This window comes from Nonomuraea sp. NPDC050680, assembly GCF_040654555.1.
Classification (GTDB): Bacteria; Actinomycetota; Actinomycetes; order Streptosporangiales; family Streptosporangiaceae; genus Nonomuraea.
Genome location: NZ_JBFAIF010000004.1, coordinates 501,463 through 517,076 on the forward strand (window position 1 = coordinate 501,463; position 15,614 = coordinate 517,076).

Sequence of the window (15,614 nt, forward strand, 5' to 3'; positions counted from 1 at the left end):
CGGCTCAGGCTTTGGGGCTGCCCGTGGCGCAGTGTCCGACCTTGGTCCCCGCCACCTTCCACTCGGCGCCGGGGAACGGCGACATGAAGTGCGTCAGCAGGTCCACCGCGTAGTCGGGCACCTGGCCGCCGGGGTCGAGCAGCGACACCATCTGCGGACCGTCCGCGCCGCGCAGCGTGATCGAGTTCGTGCCGTTCGCGGCGAAGCCCGGTTTGGCGTCGACGGTCAGGCAGGCCAGCTGCACGCCCACCGCGCTGATCGCCTGCTTGGCGCCGATGCGGCGCAGCCGCTGGTCGTAGCGGCGCAGGGCGAGCGAGGTCACCGGGCCGATGCGGACCGTGTCGTGGAAGATGTCGTTGCCGAGCTTGCGGCTCAGCTTGACGTTCACGTTGACATCGGGGCGCAGGTTAACCCCGCTCGCGGCGAGGGCGAGGCGCCCGTAGTTCCCCTCGAAGCCGGGGGCGATATAGCCCAGCGCGGGCGGCGCCTTCATCCCGAACGGGATCTTGCCCGGCCGGATCCGCAGCCACGCCATGCGGCGGATGTCCAGCGACAGGTCCTTGATCGTGCTCTTGCCGAGCCCGAATTCGCCGCCGACCTGGTAGGAGAGGAAGCCGGTGGTGTACGGGATCTCCTTGCTGACCGCGATGCGCTGCCGGGCGACCGGGTCGACGGTCAGCCCGCCACGCACCTGGACCCGTCCCGTCGCAACCGGCCGGGACACCAGGTCGAGCGACTGGTCCGGGTTCAGCCGCACGGTGGTGTCCGCGGCCAGGTCGGTGACGTCGAGCGACACGTCGCCGAGCCGCCCCGTCCGGTCGATCAGCCCGCCCTCCACACCGAGGTGGCCGTCGAGGGTGTTGACGCCGCCCAGCGCCTTGTAGGTGAGCGTGGGCACCCGCAGGTTGGCGCCGGACGCGTCCGCGTCCACGCCGAATCGGGCCGGCACGTCGCCGAAGCGCAGCTCGCCGGTGCCCGCCCCGTCCACGGTGACCTTCGCGCTGAGGCGCTTGACGGCCGCGGAGTTCGTCACGCGGATGCGGGTCTGCGCGCCATAGCTGCCCTGTACGGCGACGGCGGCCGGGACCGGGTCGATGGCCACGTGACCGCGCAGATTCCCCGCCTCGGCCAGCAGGTCGAGCGAGCCCAGTGTCGCGGCGGGCTCGATCCGGTAGTTCGCCTGTACGGCGTTGCCCTGCGTCACGTCGAACGGGCCGACGGACATGCTGGTGATCTTGGAGGGCAGTCCGGTGAGCGTGGCCCGCGCCTTGATCGGCACCGGCGCCAGGATCGTACTGGCCAGGTAGACGCCCAGCGAGCGGCGCTTGGGTGCGAATCCGGCGAACGTGAACGCCTTCTTGGCCAGGTCCACCGTGACCTGATCCGGCAGGCCCGACACGTCGAGGTAGCCCTGGACACCGAAGCAGCCGCGCTCCGTACAGAAGGCGCCCTGCCCGCAACCGGCGGACCCGGCGACGCAGCCGCCGTCCACCAGCGAGATGCCGCCGGGCACGGCCGGTGCGGCCGCCATGTTCTTGAGCGCGCCCGCCTTGCCGAGCCAGGCTCGGGCGGTCACATCGAGCCGGGACCCCGCGTACGTCAGCGCGCCCCCGGCCGCCGTGACCGCCAGGCGGCCGGGCAGCGGGCCGAGCCTGCCGAGCAGGCCGAAGCGCAGGTCACCCCGGGTGACGTCGGTGTCCAGAGCGAGAGTCTGCCGGGCCGCCTTGAAGTCGGCGGTGAAGCCCTGGTCCCCGGGGCTGAACTCGACCGTGCGCAGGCCCTTGACCCGCACACTCGCGTCGAGGTCGCCGGTGGCCTCGTCGTAGTGGGCCGACAGGTGCGGCCCGGCGGGCGCCTTGGCGCCGTCGTGGTTGGCGAACGCCACGGCCGCCGAGCCGACCGGGCCCGACAGTCCGCGGAAGCGGTAGCCCGCACCGCTCCAGGCCGCGTCGAAGCGGGCGGGCACACCGGTCACCTCGGCGGCGGCGGTGATGTAGCGGCCCTCCACGTTCGCGCGGGCCAGCGCGGAGACCGAGCGCACCGGGCCGTCCGAGGTCCAGGTCAGAGTCTTGGCGGCGGTGTCGGCCACCAGCTGGACGTGCTTGCGCACCCCCGACACCTCGGCCTGGATGTCCTCGCCCTGGGGCTTGGTGACGTAGGCCTTGTTGGCGTAGATCCGCACCTTGCCCAGCGTGGAGGAGGAGGCGATGTCGACCGTCGAGCGCTCCCCCAGCTCCCAGCCGGCCTTGACGTCGTCGTGCACGCCCTGGATGGTGCCGTCGATCGTGGGTCCCGACCGGGTGTCGGTGTAGGCGGCCCTGATCTTGTCGATCACGCCGCTGGCCTGGTAGACGGCCTTGCGCGCGGCCGGGTCGAGGGTCACGTCGACCTTGGCGGGCGTGTTGGAGATCTCCAGCCTGGCCAGGCGGGTGCCGTCGATGCTGGCCGCGCCGAGGAAGGACCGGCCGCTGGAGCCGACCTCCAGCTGGGCGTGGGGCGCGGCGCCGTACGTGACGTCGAATCCGGACAGGCCGGTCAGCAGCCCGGACACGCCGACGGCGTCACCATTCTTGATCATCGTGACGTGGCTGCCGCGCGGGCTGGAGACGGCGCCTCCGTCGCGCTGCAGTACGACCGCGAACCTGCCGATCTTCGAGCTGGTGGTGTGCGTCACGCGGTGCTCGGCCAGGTCGTTCACCAGACGTACCTTGGCGGGCAGGCCGCTGAGCTCGGCCCGCAGGACGGTCTTGGCGGCGGCCCGGTCGAAGTAGAGCAGTTTGGCCGACCCGGCCCGCGGGTGGCCCGTGTCGACGGTCAGGATCTGCTTGCCATTGGTGGCGGTGTAGGCGGCGCTCATGGACGGCGGGGCGCCGCGCACCTCGACGCTCGCCGCCCTGGCGAGAGCGCCGTCGGCGTAGACGTAGTTGTGCAACTCGGCGTGGCGGATCGAGGTCGTGCTGCTGAAGCGGAGCCGGGCGCCGTCCTTGCCCCGGGTCAGCCCGATCTTGGCCTTGGCCGGCATCTTGTCCAGCGTCGCCTGGGTGTAGCGGCTGCCGCTGACGGCCAGCGCCTCCAGCTTGGCGGCAGCCGAACTGGTGACGTCCAGGGTGGTCGCGTCGAGGTCCACGTCGACCGCGAGCTTCTCGGTGGCGGGCGTCTGACGCAGGCTCACCACGCTGCGGCCGGTCAGCCCGGCCACGATCGCGGCCGACGCGCCGGGATCGGTACGATCGACGCTCGCCTTCACCCGCTTGCCCGTGAGGTCGACGGTGAAGGTGCCCCAGTCGGAGCCGGACAGCGACGCGCCCCGATGCAGCCCGTCGAAACCGACCGACACCCGGCCGTCGTACTCCGCCCAGACCTGCGCCTTGAGGTTCGTCTCCGCGCCGGGAAGCCGCCTGACCGCGAAGCCGAGCCCGACGGAGGAGTCCTTGGGGCTGGCCGTGGGCACCAGGTCGGCGGCCAGGTCGGGCATGCTGTCCCCGGTCACGTCGGCGGCGGCGGGCACACCCACCGGGCGGGTGACCGAGCAGGAGACCGGTACGGCCTCACTCTCCACACAGAGCCGGTAGGTCAGCGCGGAGACGACCTTCTGGGCAGCGAGCCGGTCGAACAGCCCGGCCACCGGATTCTTCACCGCCAGCGGGGCCGCCTGACCGGTGTCGGGCAGCAGCTGCTTGGGATCGGGCCGCCGCCCGCCGACGCGCTTGGCCGCCTCGGCGGTGATCTCATTGACCAGCGTGGGCCCGGCGGGCGTCGTCACCTCCGGCGCCTGCGGGCCGACGGCCTCCGAGCCGGCGTCCCTGCGGGCCAGCGACGCCTCCATCGGCACGTTCACGGCCGCGGGCGCCGGCTGCCGTACGGCGGGCACCGGACGGATCTTGGGCTCGGCCACCTGTTTGCCGTGCGGCCGTTCGTACGACGGCGTCGCCGCCCGCGCGGCAACGGGCACGGCCACCAGGGCCGTGCTGATCATGGAAGCGGAAACGAGCACGCGCCCCAGGACGTGCCATGGATACCGCACGGAACAGTTACCCCCGAAGCGGTCTCAATCAACCCATCAGAAACATAAGTCACGAGACGACCACACTTCATCACTCACCGTCAAATCGGATCCGACATGGGACCCCAACCTCGGTAAATGTCCGGACGGATGTTCTGGCACAACCGGAAAACGGGCGCCGTCGGCTTTCGGGCATGCTGACGAACAACGCGAGCAGCGGCCAGGGCTAGGACGGCAGCTCACGCTGTATTCGGGACGGCACGCTCAGTCCCGCTCCGAAAACGCGTCGCGGAGCGGCGGGGCCGCTGGCTAGCGTGTGCGCGTGCACATCTACCTGGAGACCGGCCGCCTGACCCTGCGCCGCTTCACCGAGGCCGACGCCGACGACCTCGTCGAGCTGCACAACGACCCCGACGTGATGCGCTACCTCAACGGCGGCAAGGCCACCCCGCGCGAGGTGATCGTCGGCGAGACGCTGCCCGTCTTCATCAACAGCGGCCACTTCTTCGCCGCCGTCGAACGGGAGACGGGCGACTTCCTGGGTTGGTTCCTCCTGCGGCCGCCCAAGGACGGCCCCGAGGACGAGCTCGAACTGGGCTACCGGCTGCGCAAGTCGTGCTGGGGCAAGGGCTACGCCACGGAGGGCTCACTGGCCCTCATCGACAGGGCGTTCGCCGAGCTGGGCGTCCGCCGGGTCTTCGCCCTGGCGATGTCGGTGCACCGCGGCTCCCGGCGGGTGATGGAGAAGTGCGGGCTGCGCTTCGTACGAACGTTCTTCCAGGACTGGCCGGACGTCATCGACGGCTCCGACGAGGGCGAGGTGGAGTACGAACTGCTCAGATCAGACTGGGCGGCCCGCCCGAAGCGCTAGGCCGGCGTAGGACTCCAGGAAGGCGGACGGTGAGGGTCTCAGCGGGCATGGCGACTACCCCTGCGGGATAGGGGGTTCCCGCGGTCCTTGCCTCACGAAGCCGCCGCGCGGGCCGGAGTATCCGCGGGCCGGGTGGGGTACGTGATCACCTACTACAGCGGCCGCACGATAAGGAATCCCCCTGTGGCACATACCAGTCCACCCGGCCATATCGCGACGAACAGCGGCGAGCAGCCCAGCCTGAAGCAGGTGATGGGCCCGGGGCTGTTGCTGCTGTTCATCATCGGCGACATTCTCGGAACCGGCATCTACGCGCTGACCGGCCAGGTCGCGGGCGAGGTGGGCGGCGCCGCCTGGCTGCCCTTCGCCATCGCCTTCTTCGTCGCGCTGATCACGGCGTGCTCGTATCTGGAGCTGGTCACCAAATATCCGCAGGCCGCCGGAGCCGCGCTCTACGTTCATAAAGCGTTCGGCACGCACATTCTGACCTTCATGGTGTGCTTCGCCGTGATGTGCTCCGGCATCACCTCCGCCTCCGCCGCCTCGCGGGCCTTCGCCGCGAACCTCAGCACCGGATTCGGGCTCGACGCCGGCAACGGCGTCATCCTGATGATCGCTCTGGGTTTCATGCTCCTGGTCCTGGCGGTCAACCTGCGCGGCGTCGGCGAGAGCGTCAAGATCAACGTTGTGCTCACCGCGATCGAGCTCTCGGGACTGCTGCTCGTCATCGTGATCAGCCTGTACTTCATCTCCGGCGGGAACGCGGACTTCTCCCGCGTCGTCGCCTTCGAGACCCCCGAGGACAAGAGCGTGTTCCTGGCGGTCAGCGCCGCCACGTCGCTGGCGTTCTTCGCGATGGTCGGGTTCGAGGACTCGGTCAACATGGCGGAGGAGACGAAGAACCCGGCCCGGATCTTCCCCCGCATGATGCTCACCGGTCTCGGGGTCACGGGTCTGATCTACGTGCTCGTCTCCATCTGCGCCGTCGCCGTGGTCCCCGTCGGAAAGCTCGCCGACAGCGAGACCCCGCTGTCGCTGGTGGTGCAGACCGCGGCCCCCGGCTTCCCGATCGCCGACCTGCTGCCGTTCATCTCGATGTTCGCCGTCGCCAACTCGGCGCTGATCAACATGCTGATGGCCAGCCGGCTGCTCTACGGGATGGGCAGGCAGGGCGTGCTGCCGGCCTTCCTGTCGAACGTGCACCCCACGCGCCGCACGCCGCAGGCGGCGATCCTGTTCACCACCGCCATCGCGGGCGGCCTCATCACCTTCGTCTCACTGGACCCGGAGAGCCCGGTCGTGGCCCTGCTGGGCGGGACGACGTCGCTGCTCCTGCTCGCGGTGTTCGCGCTCGTCAACCTGTCCGTGCTCGTCCTGCGCAAGGACCGGGTGCCCGACAAGCACTTCAAGGCAGGCCGAATCCTGCCCGTGGTGGGCACGTTCACGTGCCTCTACCTGGTGCTGCCGTGGTCCTCCGGACGTCCGGCCGGCCAGTACCAGATCGCGGGCGTGCTGCTGGCGATCGGCCTGGTCCTGTGGTTCGTCACCTGGTACGTCCGGCAAAAGGAAGGCGTGAACCGTTCCGCGTGAGGCTAGGCGCTGAGCGCGGGTGTGCCGGGTCCACGGCCGAGCAGCAGCGCCCCCAGCCACAGCACGGCCATCCCCACCGCGACCAGCGCCGAGTCACGGCCGACACCGAGCATCGCCACGGCCAGCACCACAACCCCGGCCGCGACGACCACGGCGCTGAGCGAGGTGACCCGCCGCAGCACCGCCATGATCCCGGCCAGCACCAGCAGAGCCACGAAGAACAGCTGAGCACCCACCGAGTACACGACCAGCTCCACCCCGGGATACCCCTGCACCTGGTCGAACACCGCCCGCATCGCCGCCCCGTCCGCCGAGGTGAACCCGGCCACCAGATCGATGACGAGCTGCGCCACATTGGCCAGGACGCTGAACAGCGCCACCCCGGTCACCGCCCACACGGCCGCCTTCTGCCCACCCGTCGTGGGCGCCGCCATCCGCCGCAGCTCCAGCACCATGACGCCGAACAGCAGGAACCCGAGCAGCCACACGGCGTGCGCGGCCGTCCACCATGGACCGGGCACGAGATCGCCGCCGATGGGACGCATGAGGAGCCAGCCACCGAGGAAAGCGGCGGGGCCGGCGGTGAAGGAGGCCCTGGCGACGCTGCTCGTGAGGCTGTGCGTGGGGCTGTTCGCAGGGGTGTCGGTGGAGATCATGCCACCACGATGCCGCGCCGGCCCGGCCCGCATCATCGGTGATCGCCCCTGACCTGTCCCTGGGAATCGCCGACACCGTCTCAGGGCAGACCTGGTGTACTGGTCAGACCAGTCGCTAGGCTGGCCGCCATGACGGCATACGACGCGTTGTTCCGCCTGGATGGGCGGCGCGCTGTGGTGATCGGGTCGGGAAGCGGGATCGGGCGGGAGTCGGCGCTGGCGCTGGCCGCGCACGGTGCCGAGGTGGTCTGCGCGGACCTGGACCCCGCTGCCGCCGAGGAGACCGCGCAACGGTGCGGCGGGGCGGCCTCGCGCGGGGTCGATGTCCTCGACGCGGCGGCCGTGCGGGCCCTCGCCGCCGAAGCGCCCACCGACGTGCTGGTGTTCACCGCCGCCACGAACGTGCGCAAGCGGCTGCTCGACTACTCCGGCGAGGAGTTCGAGCGGGTCGTGCGCCTCAACCTGCGAGCCTCCTTCGACGTGGTCCGCGCGTTCGGCGCGGGGATGGTGGAGCGCGGGCGCGGGTCGATCATCGGGTTCGCGTCGATCCGGGCGTCGGTGACCGAGCCCGGCCAGGGCGTCTACTCCGCCACCAAGGCGGGGCTGGTGCAGTTGCTGCGCACCGCCGCCGCCGAGTTCGGCCCGTCCGGCGTGCGGGTCAACGCGGTCGCGCCGGGCGTGGTCGAGACGCCGCTGACCAGGCAGATCAAGGACGATCCCGCCTGGTACGACGCCTACGCCGCCAAGAGCGCGCTCGGCCGGTGGGCTCAGGCGGAGGAGATGGCGGGCGCCGTGGTCTACCTGGCGAGCGACGCGGCGAGCTTCGTCACCGGCTCCGTCCTGTACGTGGACGGCGGCTGGACCGCCGTGGACGGACGCTTCGACCCGCCCAACTGAGCGACCGGCACGCTGGGCCGGCATCACCAGGCCAGGACCCCGTATCACCAGGCCAGGACCCCGTATCACCAGGCCAGGACCCCGTATCACCGGGGCAAGACCGGCACCGTCAGGTCAGGGCCGGCAGAGCCGGCCGCACAAGGTCTCGCCGACCCAGCTCTCCCAGCGCTCGCGTGACCAGCCGCGCTCCCGGACGAACAGCAGATACAGCTCCGGGCTGAGCAGCCCGTACAGCACATCGGCGATCTCCTGCACCGGCAGGTCCGCTCGTGCGCCCGGCTTGCCGGCCAGCGCCTTGGCCGCCCCTTGCTGGACGACATAACGCGGGTCGACGTCGTGCGGCCACAGGGCCGCGACCTCGGGATCGCTCGCGGCCGCCGCCTCCAGCACCTTGCCGATCGGCGCGATCCGCTCCAGGACCGCGCTCGCGCCCGCGACGTAGGCGCGCAGCATGTCCTGGGCCGTGTCGGCGGCCAACGCCGTGGTGTACCAGGGCCGGTCCATCGTGGCCACCGGCTCGTCATCACCCGCGATCGTCACGTCGACCAGTTCCTTCAGCAGGGCGCGCTTGTTGCCGAAGACGAAGTAGATCGTCTGCACCGCGACCCCGGCCTTGTCGGCGACGTCCTGCAGATTCGTCGCACCGTATCCGTCCTGCACGAACAGCTCCAATGCCGCCGTGCGGATGCGCCGGCGCGTCTCCTTCGCCTTCTCCGCCCGTTTGTTCGGCCGCTTGACATCGCTCATGGCTAGAGTCTATCTCTAGATTTAGTCACTAGAAGCCAACTCTAGAGAAAAGGTCCAGCCATGTCAGTCATCAGCGTCACCCGTTTCCAGGCCGATCCCGCCGAGGCCGAACAGGTTCGGGCTCGGCACGCGACCCTGGTCTCCGCGGTCAGGGACACCCTCCCCGGCCTCACCGAGGCGCGCCTCGGCAGGCTCGACGACGAGACGTGGGTCGGCGTCTGGCGTTGGGACTCGGCCGCCAGCCTGCGAGCGGCCCGTCAGGCGCTACCCGGCACCGCCGCGGCCACAGAGGCGTTCGGAGTGGCCCGCCAGGTCACCGCGGAGGACATCGAGATCCTCGACGAACTCTGACCCCTGTCCCGGCCCCGAGACCAGGACCCCACGCCGAGACTCCAGACCGGAGCCCGGGGTCGGGGCTGGGCCCCGGGGCCGAGACCCGGGCCGAGAGCTGGGCCCAGACCCGGGCCGAGACCCGGGCCGAGACCCGGCACGTTCGCCAGGCGGCCGAACCGGCCTGTCCGATCTCGCGACGCCGAGGATCCCTACGTCCCTCAAGGGCGAATGATCGCCATCCGGGTGACCGTGAGCTCCTCGATGGCGAACCGGGGCCCCTCCCTCCCGGCGCCCGAGTCCTTGACGCCGCCATAGGGCATGTTGTCCGCCCGAAACCCCGGCACCTCGTTGACCACGACGCCACCCGCCTCGATCCGGTCGATCGCGGCGAAGGCCGTGGCCAGCGAGCGGGTGAACACCGCGGCGTGCAGGCCGTACCTGGAGGCGTTGACGGCGGTGAAGGCGGCGTCCAGGCCGGGCACCGAGCGTACGCACACCACCGGGCCGAAGATCTCCTCGTTCCAGGCGGCGGCCCCGTCGGGCACGTCGGCGAGCACGGTGGGTGCGATGGCCCGCCCGTCGAGCCCACCGCCGGTGACGAGCGTCGCGCCCGAGTCGCGTACCCAGCCGAGCACCCGCTCGGTCGCCGCCGGGTCGATCAGCGGCGCCACCCGCGTCCGCGGGTCACGGGGGTCGCCCACGACCACGTCCTTCATCCGCCCGGCCAGCAGCGACAGGAACTCCTCGCGCGCCGGCTCCTCAACCAGCACCCGCTGCACCGAGATGCACGCCTGCCCGGAGGCGTAGTAGCCGCCCCGCACCACCGCCGCGGCGGCGGCCTCGAGGTCGGCGTCGGCCGCCACCACGAGGGCGGCGTTCGAGCCCAGCTCCAGAAGTACCTTGGTGGGCGCCGCGCTCTTGGCGATGGCGTGCCCGGCCGCCGCCGAGCCGGTGAACGACACGGCCCCGATCCGCCGGTCCTCGACCAGCGTCCGGCCCACCTCGACGTCGCCGGTGACGAGCTGCACCCCGGCGGAAGGCAGCGCGCCCGACTCGCGAAGGAGGTGGACCAGCCAGAGCGTCGCCAACGGCGTCGCGGGCGCGGGCTTGACGATCACCGGGCAGCCCGCGGCCACCGCCGGGGCGATCTTGTGCGCGGCCAGCAGCAGCGGGTAGTTGAAGCCGGTGATCCCGACCACCACCCCGATCGGCCGTCGCGTCCAGAACCCGATCAGCCCCTCCCCCGACGGCAGCAGGTCCAGCGGCACGGTCTCGCCGTGCAGCCGGGCCACCTCCTCGGCGGCGGTGAGGAGCGTGACGAGCGTCCGCGCCACCTCGACCTGGCAGTCGACCAGCGGTTTCCCGGTCTCGAGTACGAGCAGGCGCTCGAAGTCCGTACGCCGTGCGGCGAGGGCGTCATGGGCGGCCATGAGCGCGGCCCGGCGGGCGTGCGACGGGAGCGCGGCCATGGCGGGGGCGGCCGCCAGCGCGGCCTCGACGGCCTGCCGGGCCAGCGCGGCGGTGCCGACGGGGGCGGCGCTCACCACCGAGCCGTCGTAGGGGAAGACCACGTCGGCGGTGCCCTCGACCTCGACCCACCCGTCACCCACGGGCAGCCCACCGGGCCAGTCTCTGGACCAGTTCCCGGGCCAGTCCTGATATGTCACGCTACTTCCCCCAAGCGCTTGGAAACACGTCTCGATACGCGGGCGCGCCGTCGCGGCCGGTGGCGGCGAGCATGGCGTGCGCCACGGCCCGGCTGAAGACATCGGCCCCGGCGGCCAGCACGTCATGCAGCCCGGCGGCACCGGGCGCGTTCCTCCCGGCGCCCTCGGGAGCGGCCTCATGAGGGGGTGCGGGGGCCTCGAGGAAGGGGAGGACGCAGGTGGAGAGGCCGAAGATGGTGTCGCCGTCGACCATGGTGTGGGCGGGCCTGATCGCCCGGGCCAGCCCGTCGTGCGCCACGCCGGCCAGTTTGCCGCACTGCGCCTTGGTGAGCGTCAGATCGGTGGCCACCACGCCGATCGTCGTGTTGAACGACGTCACCGTGGCGCCCGGCCAGGCCGCCACCTCGTCCTCGCCGGGCTCGCGGAGGTGATCGAACTCGCCGGGCAGCCCGTAGCGGGTGCCGGACAGCCGTCCGCCGGTGGGGTCCAGGACAGACCCGACGGCGTTGACGACCGCCATCGCGGCCACGGTGATCCCGGAGGGCAGGACGACGCTGGCCGTGCCGATGCCCCCGGCCAGCCCACCCGCCACGGCGCCGGTGCCCGCCCCGACCGACCCGCACGTCCATGGGTCCGGGCCGTGGGAGTGGGCGGCGGCGTCGTACGCCTCGGCGCCCAGCGAGCCGTCCGGGACGGCTCGGAACGCGCCGCCACGGCCCAGGTCGTAGATGACGGCGGCGGGCACGATCGGCACCACGCCGCCCTCCACCGGGAAGCCGATCCCCGCGTCCGCCAGCCGGTCCATGACCCCGCAGGCCGCGCTGAGCCCGTACGCGCTGCCGCCCGTCAGGACGATGGCGTGCACCCGCTCCACCAGGTTGCGCGGGTCGAGGAGCTCGGTCTCCCGGGTGCCCGGCGCGGCTCCCCGCACGTCGACGCCGGCCACCATGCCGCCGGGCGGCGCGAGCACGACGGTGGTCCCCGTTCGGTAGCCATCGCCCACCCGCTGCGCGTGCCCGACCCGTAGCCCGGCGACGTCCACCAGCGAATTCGTCGCCCCCGCCGCCACGACAACGATCGGCTGAGCCCCGGCGGCCACGCGGACCGGACCCGATGCGGCCGGCACGTCACGGGCCGGGTCTGACCCGGCCGTCACGACGAGGACCGGGACAGGAAGCGCCGGGCCGCCTCGGCGAACACGCGAGTGCACCGCACGATCTCCGCCACCTCGACGTACTCGTCCGCCTGGTGCGCGATCCACTTGCCGCCCGGCCCGTACACGACCGACGGGATCCCGCCCCAGTGCGTCAGCACGGTGCCGTCCGTGGACCCGGGCACGCCGCCGTACACGGGCGCGGCGCCCGTCACGTGCTGGTGCGCGGCGGCGAGCGCGACCACCACGGGGTCGGAGACGGGTACGTCCACCGGCGGCCGGTCCACCAGGATGGACACCTCCGCCGAGATCCCCTCGAAGGCCGCCAGCGCGGCCACCCGCTCGGCCACCGGCTTGTGCTCCACGCCGGGGATCGTCCGTACGTCGATGAAGACCGACGCGGTCGCCGGGATGACGTTCACCTGCTCCTCGGTTCCGGCGCGTACCACGGTCGGCGTCACGTACACCTCCCCGAGGTGCTCGTGCGCGGGGTACAACCCTTGCAGCTCCGTCTCCAGCGCGCGCAGCGCCACCAGCAGCGCCCCGACCGCCTGGACGGGGTTGCGGCCGTGCTGCGGCATCGCGCCGTGCGCCATCTTGCCGGTGAAGTCGACCCGCAGGCGCAGCGCGCCCTTGGCCACCGCGCAGATCTCCCCGGCCTCGGGCTCGGCCACGATGGCGCCGTCCACGTCGGCGGCCAGACCGGAGGCGACGAAGTGGTGGGCGCCGAGCATCAGACCTTCCTCGTCGGCCAGCGCGCACACCTTGATCCGCCCGGGGAACGGCCCGGCCAGCTGCAGGGCGCGGGTGGCGTAGAGGGTGGCGGCCAGGCCCGACTTCATGTCCGCGCTGCCGCGCCCCCACAGCCGCCCGTCACGGATCTCCCCGCCGAACGGGTCCACGGTCCACGTCGACAGGTCGCCCTCGGTGACCACGTCGGTGTGTCCCTCGAACATCAGCGTCGGCCCGTCACCCCCGCCGCCCTCGACCACGGCCACGACGTTGGGCCGGCCGGGCGCGGCCTCGTCCACGACCGGCTCCCACCCCCACTCGCGCATCTTGGCGGCGACCAGCTCGGCGGCGGGCCGCTCGTCGCGGCCGCGCGCCGGGTCGTTGGTGCTCGGGATGCGGACCAGCGCCTGCGTGAACTCCACGACCCCGACCTCATCCACCTCAATCACAGCAATCCCTCCAATGTCGGTACGGCCTGCAGCAAGGTCCGCGTGTAAGCGTGCTGCGGCGCGGCCCAGACCTCGTCGACGGGCCCGGTCTCCACGATCGAGCCGTCGTTCATGACCGCGACGCTCTCGCAGACGTGCCGTACCACGGACAGGTCGTGCGAGACGAAGACCAGGGTGAGGCCGAGCTCGTCGACCAGGTCGGCCAGCAGGTTGAGGATCTGGCCGCGTACCGAGACGTCCAGGGCGCTGACCGGCTCGTCGGCGACCAGCACCTGGGGCCGGGGCGCGAGCGCGCGGGCGATGGCGATGCGCTGCCGCTGCCCGCCGGAGAACTGGTGCGGGTAGCGGTCGGCGGCCGAGTCGGGCAGGCCGACCGCGTCGAGCAGCTCGCCCACCCGGCCGCCGACCGGCTCGCCGAGCGCGACCAGGGGCTCGGCGACGAGGTCGCGTACCCGCATCCGGGGGTCGAGCGAGCTCATCGGGTCCTGGAAGACGATCTGGAGGCTGTGCCGCAGGAACTTCAGCGCCCGCTCCGGCCGCCCGGTGATCTCCTGGCCGTCAAAATGAATCGACCCGCTGGTGGGCTGGTCGAGCGCGCACAGCAGGCGCAGCAGCGTCGACTTGCCGGAGCCCGACTCGCCGACGATGCCGAACCGCTCGCCCCGCCGTACGGTGAGCGACACCTGGCGCAGCGCGTGCACGGCCTCGCCCTGCCTGGTGAGCGAGCTGCGGGGACGGCGGTAGACGCGCGTGAGGTCGCGGGCCTCAATCAGCGGGGTGCCAGCATGCGTGGGCATGGCCCTCTCCTGTCAGCTCCGGTTCGGTCTGGCACCGCTGGGTGGCGTGCGGGCAGCGGTTGCTGAACACGCAGCCCTCCGGGAAGCGGCCGGCGGCGGGCACGCTGCCCTTGATGGTGGGCAGCCGGGTGCCGCGCGGCGTCAGCTTGGAGGCGGCCAGCAGGCCCTCGGTGTAGCGGTGGCGGGGGTGGGTGAAGACCTCGCGGATCGGGCCGCTCTCGACCACCCGCCCGCCGTACATGACCAGGACCCGCTCGCACACCGAGGCGACCACCGCGAGGTCGTGGGTGATGAACAGCAGCGCGGGGGCGACCTCGGCGATGAGCTCCAGCATCTGCTTCTGCACGGTGACGTCGAGCGCGGTGGTGGGCTCGTCGCAGATGAGCAGGCCGGGCTCGTTGGCCAGGGCGATGGCGAGCATGACACGCTGCCGCTGGCCGCCGGAGAGCTGGTGGGGATAGGAGCGGGCGAGCTGGTCGGGGCGCGGGAGGCGGACCCGGTCGAGGAGTTCGACCGCGCGGGTGCGGGCCTCGGCGCGGGGGCGGCCGTGCAGGGTCATGACCTCGGCGACCTGCGCGCCGACGCGCATGAGCGGGTTGAGCGCGGTCATCGGTTCCTGGAAGACCATCGAGACCTCGCGCCCGCGCAGGTCCTTGATCCGCCCTTCCGGTACGCCGACCAGGTCGCGCCCGCCCAGCCGGGCCGTGCCGCAGGCGCGTACGCCTTCGGGCAGCAGGCCCATCAGCGACAGCGCGGTCAGCGACTTGCCCGAGCCGGACTCGCCGATCAGGCCGACCCGCTCGCCGGGCGCGATGTCGAAGGACACCTCGCGAACCAGCTCCACCGCGTCGGCACGGACAGTGAGCCCGTCAACGCTCAGCACGGATCCTCCTGAGCTTGGGGTCCAGATAGTCGCGCAACCCGTCACCGAGGAGGTTGAACCCGAGTACGGCCAGCGCGATCGCCAGGCCCGGCCACAGGGCCAGGCGCGGGGTGGAGAAGAGCAGTTCCTGCGACTCCTGCAGCATGCGGCCCCATGACGGGATCGGCGGCCGGGTGCCGAAGCCGAGGAACGACAGCGCCGCCTCGGCCAGGATCGCGATGGCGAACGACACCGACGCCTGCACGATGAGCATCGAGCCGATGTTGGGCAGCACGTGCCGTACGGCGATCGCGGCACGGCGGCGCCCGGCCGCCCTGGCTGCCAGGATGTAGTCCGTCACCATGACCTGCATCGTGGCAGCCCTGGCCACGCGGGCGAAGGCGGGCACGGTCGCCACGCCGATGGCGATCATCGCGGTGAGCGTCCCGGCCCCGTAGACGGCGCCGAGCATGACGGCGAGCAGCAGGGCGGGGAAGGCGAACACGAGGTCGTTGACCCGCATGATCAGCTCCGACAGCCAGCCGCGCGGCGTCATCCCCGCGATCATGCCGAGGGGCGTGCCGATCAGCGCCGCGATGCCGACGGCGACGATGCCCACGTAGAGCGTGGTGCGGGCGCCGACCATGAGCTGGCTGAAGGTGTCGCGGCCGAACTTGTCGGCGCCGAGGAGGTAGCCGCCGCCGGGTTCGCGCAGCTTGTTGGCGGCATCGACGAGCGTGGGGTCGTGCGGGGTCCACACGAACGACACCAGCGCCGCCAGGACGACGATCCCGACCAGCACGGCCCCGGTGATCAGCCCGGCGTTCACGCGGCCCCTCATCGCGGCCCTCTCATCG

At 72.0% G+C, this 15,614-nt stretch carries 13 protein-coding genes; 4 read left to right on the forward strand and 9 right to left on the reverse strand.

Features of this window, described 5'->3' with window-relative positions:
• Positions 1 to 4: 4 nt before the first annotated feature.
• A complete protein-coding gene (locus AB0H88_RS18000) occupies positions 5 to 3,976 on the reverse strand; it encodes a hypothetical protein (RefSeq protein ID WP_357645670.1) in 3,972 nt (1,323 codons plus the stop codon).
• Positions 3,977 to 4,325: 349 nt separating this feature from the next.
• Here AB0H88_RS18000 and AB0H88_RS18005 point away from each other — a divergent pair, with 349 nt between their 5' ends.
• Together AB0H88_RS18005 and AB0H88_RS18010 are read left to right on the forward strand one after the other, a co-directional pair.
• A complete protein-coding gene (locus AB0H88_RS18005; protein ID WP_357645672.1) occupies positions 4,326 to 4,874 on the forward strand; it encodes a GNAT family N-acetyltransferase in 549 nt (182 codons plus the stop codon).
• 183 nt (positions 4,875 to 5,057) lie between these two features.
• Positions 5,058 to 6,464 carry an APC family permease gene (locus AB0H88_RS18010; protein WP_357645674.1) on the forward strand — a complete coding sequence of 469 codons (1,407 nt, stop codon included), beginning with the start codon at positions 5,058 to 5,060 and terminating at the stop codon, positions 6,462 to 6,464.
• Between the two features lie 2 nt (positions 6,465 to 6,466).
• Here AB0H88_RS18010 and AB0H88_RS18015 read toward each other — a convergent pair whose 3' ends face one another.
• Positions 6,467 to 7,120 (reverse strand): hypothetical protein, encoded by a 654-nt coding sequence (locus tag AB0H88_RS18015; protein ID WP_357645676.1) that lies wholly within the window; start codon positions 7,118 to 7,120, stop codon positions 6,467 to 6,469.
• Between the two features lie 129 nt (positions 7,121 to 7,249).
• Here AB0H88_RS18015 and AB0H88_RS18020 point away from each other — a divergent pair, with 129 nt between their 5' ends.
• The gene (locus AB0H88_RS18020; RefSeq protein ID WP_357645678.1) at positions 7,250 to 8,017 is read left to right on the forward strand and encodes an SDR family NAD(P)-dependent oxidoreductase; all 768 of its coding nucleotides are present in this window, start codon (positions 7,250 to 7,252) and stop codon (positions 8,015 to 8,017) included.
• Positions 8,018 to 8,131: 114 nt separating this feature from the next.
• Here AB0H88_RS18020 and AB0H88_RS18025 read toward each other — a convergent pair whose 3' ends face one another.
• Entirely contained in the window at positions 8,132 to 8,764 is a 633-nt protein-coding gene (locus AB0H88_RS18025; RefSeq protein WP_357645680.1) for a helix-turn-helix domain-containing protein, read from the reverse strand.
• Between the two features lie 60 nt (positions 8,765 to 8,824).
• On the opposite strand from AB0H88_RS18025, the gene AB0H88_RS18030 reads away from it, so the two are divergent.
• Positions 8,825 to 9,115: an antibiotic biosynthesis monooxygenase gene (locus AB0H88_RS18030; RefSeq protein ID WP_357645682.1), complete on the forward strand. Its 291-nt coding sequence runs from the start codon at positions 8,825 to 8,827 to the stop codon at positions 9,113 to 9,115.
• Positions 9,116 to 9,315: 200 nt separating this feature from the next.
• Here AB0H88_RS18030 and AB0H88_RS18035 read toward each other — a convergent pair whose 3' ends face one another.
• Genes AB0H88_RS18035 through AB0H88_RS18060 form a run of 6 tightly spaced genes read right to left on the reverse strand, consistent with a single transcriptional unit; the run spans position 9,316 to position 15,598 of the window.
• Positions 9,316 to 10,764, reverse strand: a complete 1,449-nt coding sequence (locus tag AB0H88_RS18035; RefSeq protein WP_357645684.1) for an aldehyde dehydrogenase family protein — start codon at positions 10,762 to 10,764, stop codon at positions 9,316 to 9,318.
• Position 10,765: 1 nt separating this feature from the next.
• Entirely contained in the window at positions 10,766 to 11,920 is a 1,155-nt protein-coding gene (locus AB0H88_RS18040; protein ID WP_357645686.1) for a P1 family peptidase, read from the reverse strand.
• Positions 11,917 to 13,098 (reverse strand): M20 family metallopeptidase, encoded by a 1,182-nt coding sequence (locus AB0H88_RS18045; protein ID WP_357645688.1) that lies wholly within the window; start codon positions 13,096 to 13,098, stop codon positions 11,917 to 11,919. Before AB0H88_RS18045 ends, AB0H88_RS18040 begins: the two co-directional genes overlap by 4 nt.
• Positions 13,095 to 13,895 carry an ATP-binding cassette domain-containing protein gene (locus AB0H88_RS18050; protein ID WP_357645689.1) on the reverse strand — a complete coding sequence of 267 codons (801 nt, stop codon included), beginning with the start codon at positions 13,893 to 13,895 and terminating at the stop codon, positions 13,095 to 13,097. The genes AB0H88_RS18045 and AB0H88_RS18050 overlap by 4 nt, the downstream gene beginning before the upstream one ends.
• Entirely contained in the window at positions 13,864 to 14,778 is a 915-nt protein-coding gene (locus AB0H88_RS18055; RefSeq protein ID WP_357645691.1) for an ABC transporter ATP-binding protein, read from the reverse strand. Before AB0H88_RS18055 ends, AB0H88_RS18050 begins: the two co-directional genes overlap by 32 nt.
• Complete coding sequence (locus AB0H88_RS18060) at positions 14,765 to 15,598, reverse strand: ABC transporter permease (RefSeq protein ID WP_357645693.1); 834 nt, start codon at positions 15,596 to 15,598, stop codon at positions 14,765 to 14,767. Before AB0H88_RS18060 ends, AB0H88_RS18055 begins: the two co-directional genes overlap by 14 nt.
• Positions 15,599 to 15,614 lie beyond the last annotated feature (16 nt).

Bases quoted from the DNA above. Each gene is read 5' to 3' on its own strand.
- AB0H88_RS18020 (WP_357645678.1), top strand. From the start codon at position 7,250: ATGACGGCATACGACGCGTTGTTCCGCCTGGATGGGCGGCGCGCTGTG.
- AB0H88_RS18030 (WP_357645682.1), top strand. From the start codon at position 8,825: ATGTCAGTCATCAGCGTCACCCGTTTCCAGGCCGATCCCGCCGAGGCC.
- AB0H88_RS18015 (WP_357645676.1), bottom strand. From the start codon at position 7,120: ATGATCTCCACCGACACCCCTGCGAACAGCCCCACGCACAGCCTCACG.
- AB0H88_RS18060 (WP_357645693.1), bottom strand. From the start codon at position 15,598: ATGAGGGGCCGCGTGAACGCCGGGCTGATCACCGGGGCCGTGCTGGTC.
- AB0H88_RS18025 (WP_357645680.1), bottom strand. From the start codon at position 8,764: ATGAGCGATGTCAAGCGGCCGAACAAACGGGCGGAGAAGGCGAAGGAG.
- AB0H88_RS18050 (WP_357645689.1), bottom strand. From the start codon at position 13,895: ATGCCCACGCATGCTGGCACCCCGCTGATTGAGGCCCGCGACCTCACG.
- AB0H88_RS18000 (WP_357645670.1), bottom strand. From the start codon at position 3,976: ATGATCAGCACGGCCCTGGTGGCCGTGCCCGTTGCCGCGCGGGCGGCG.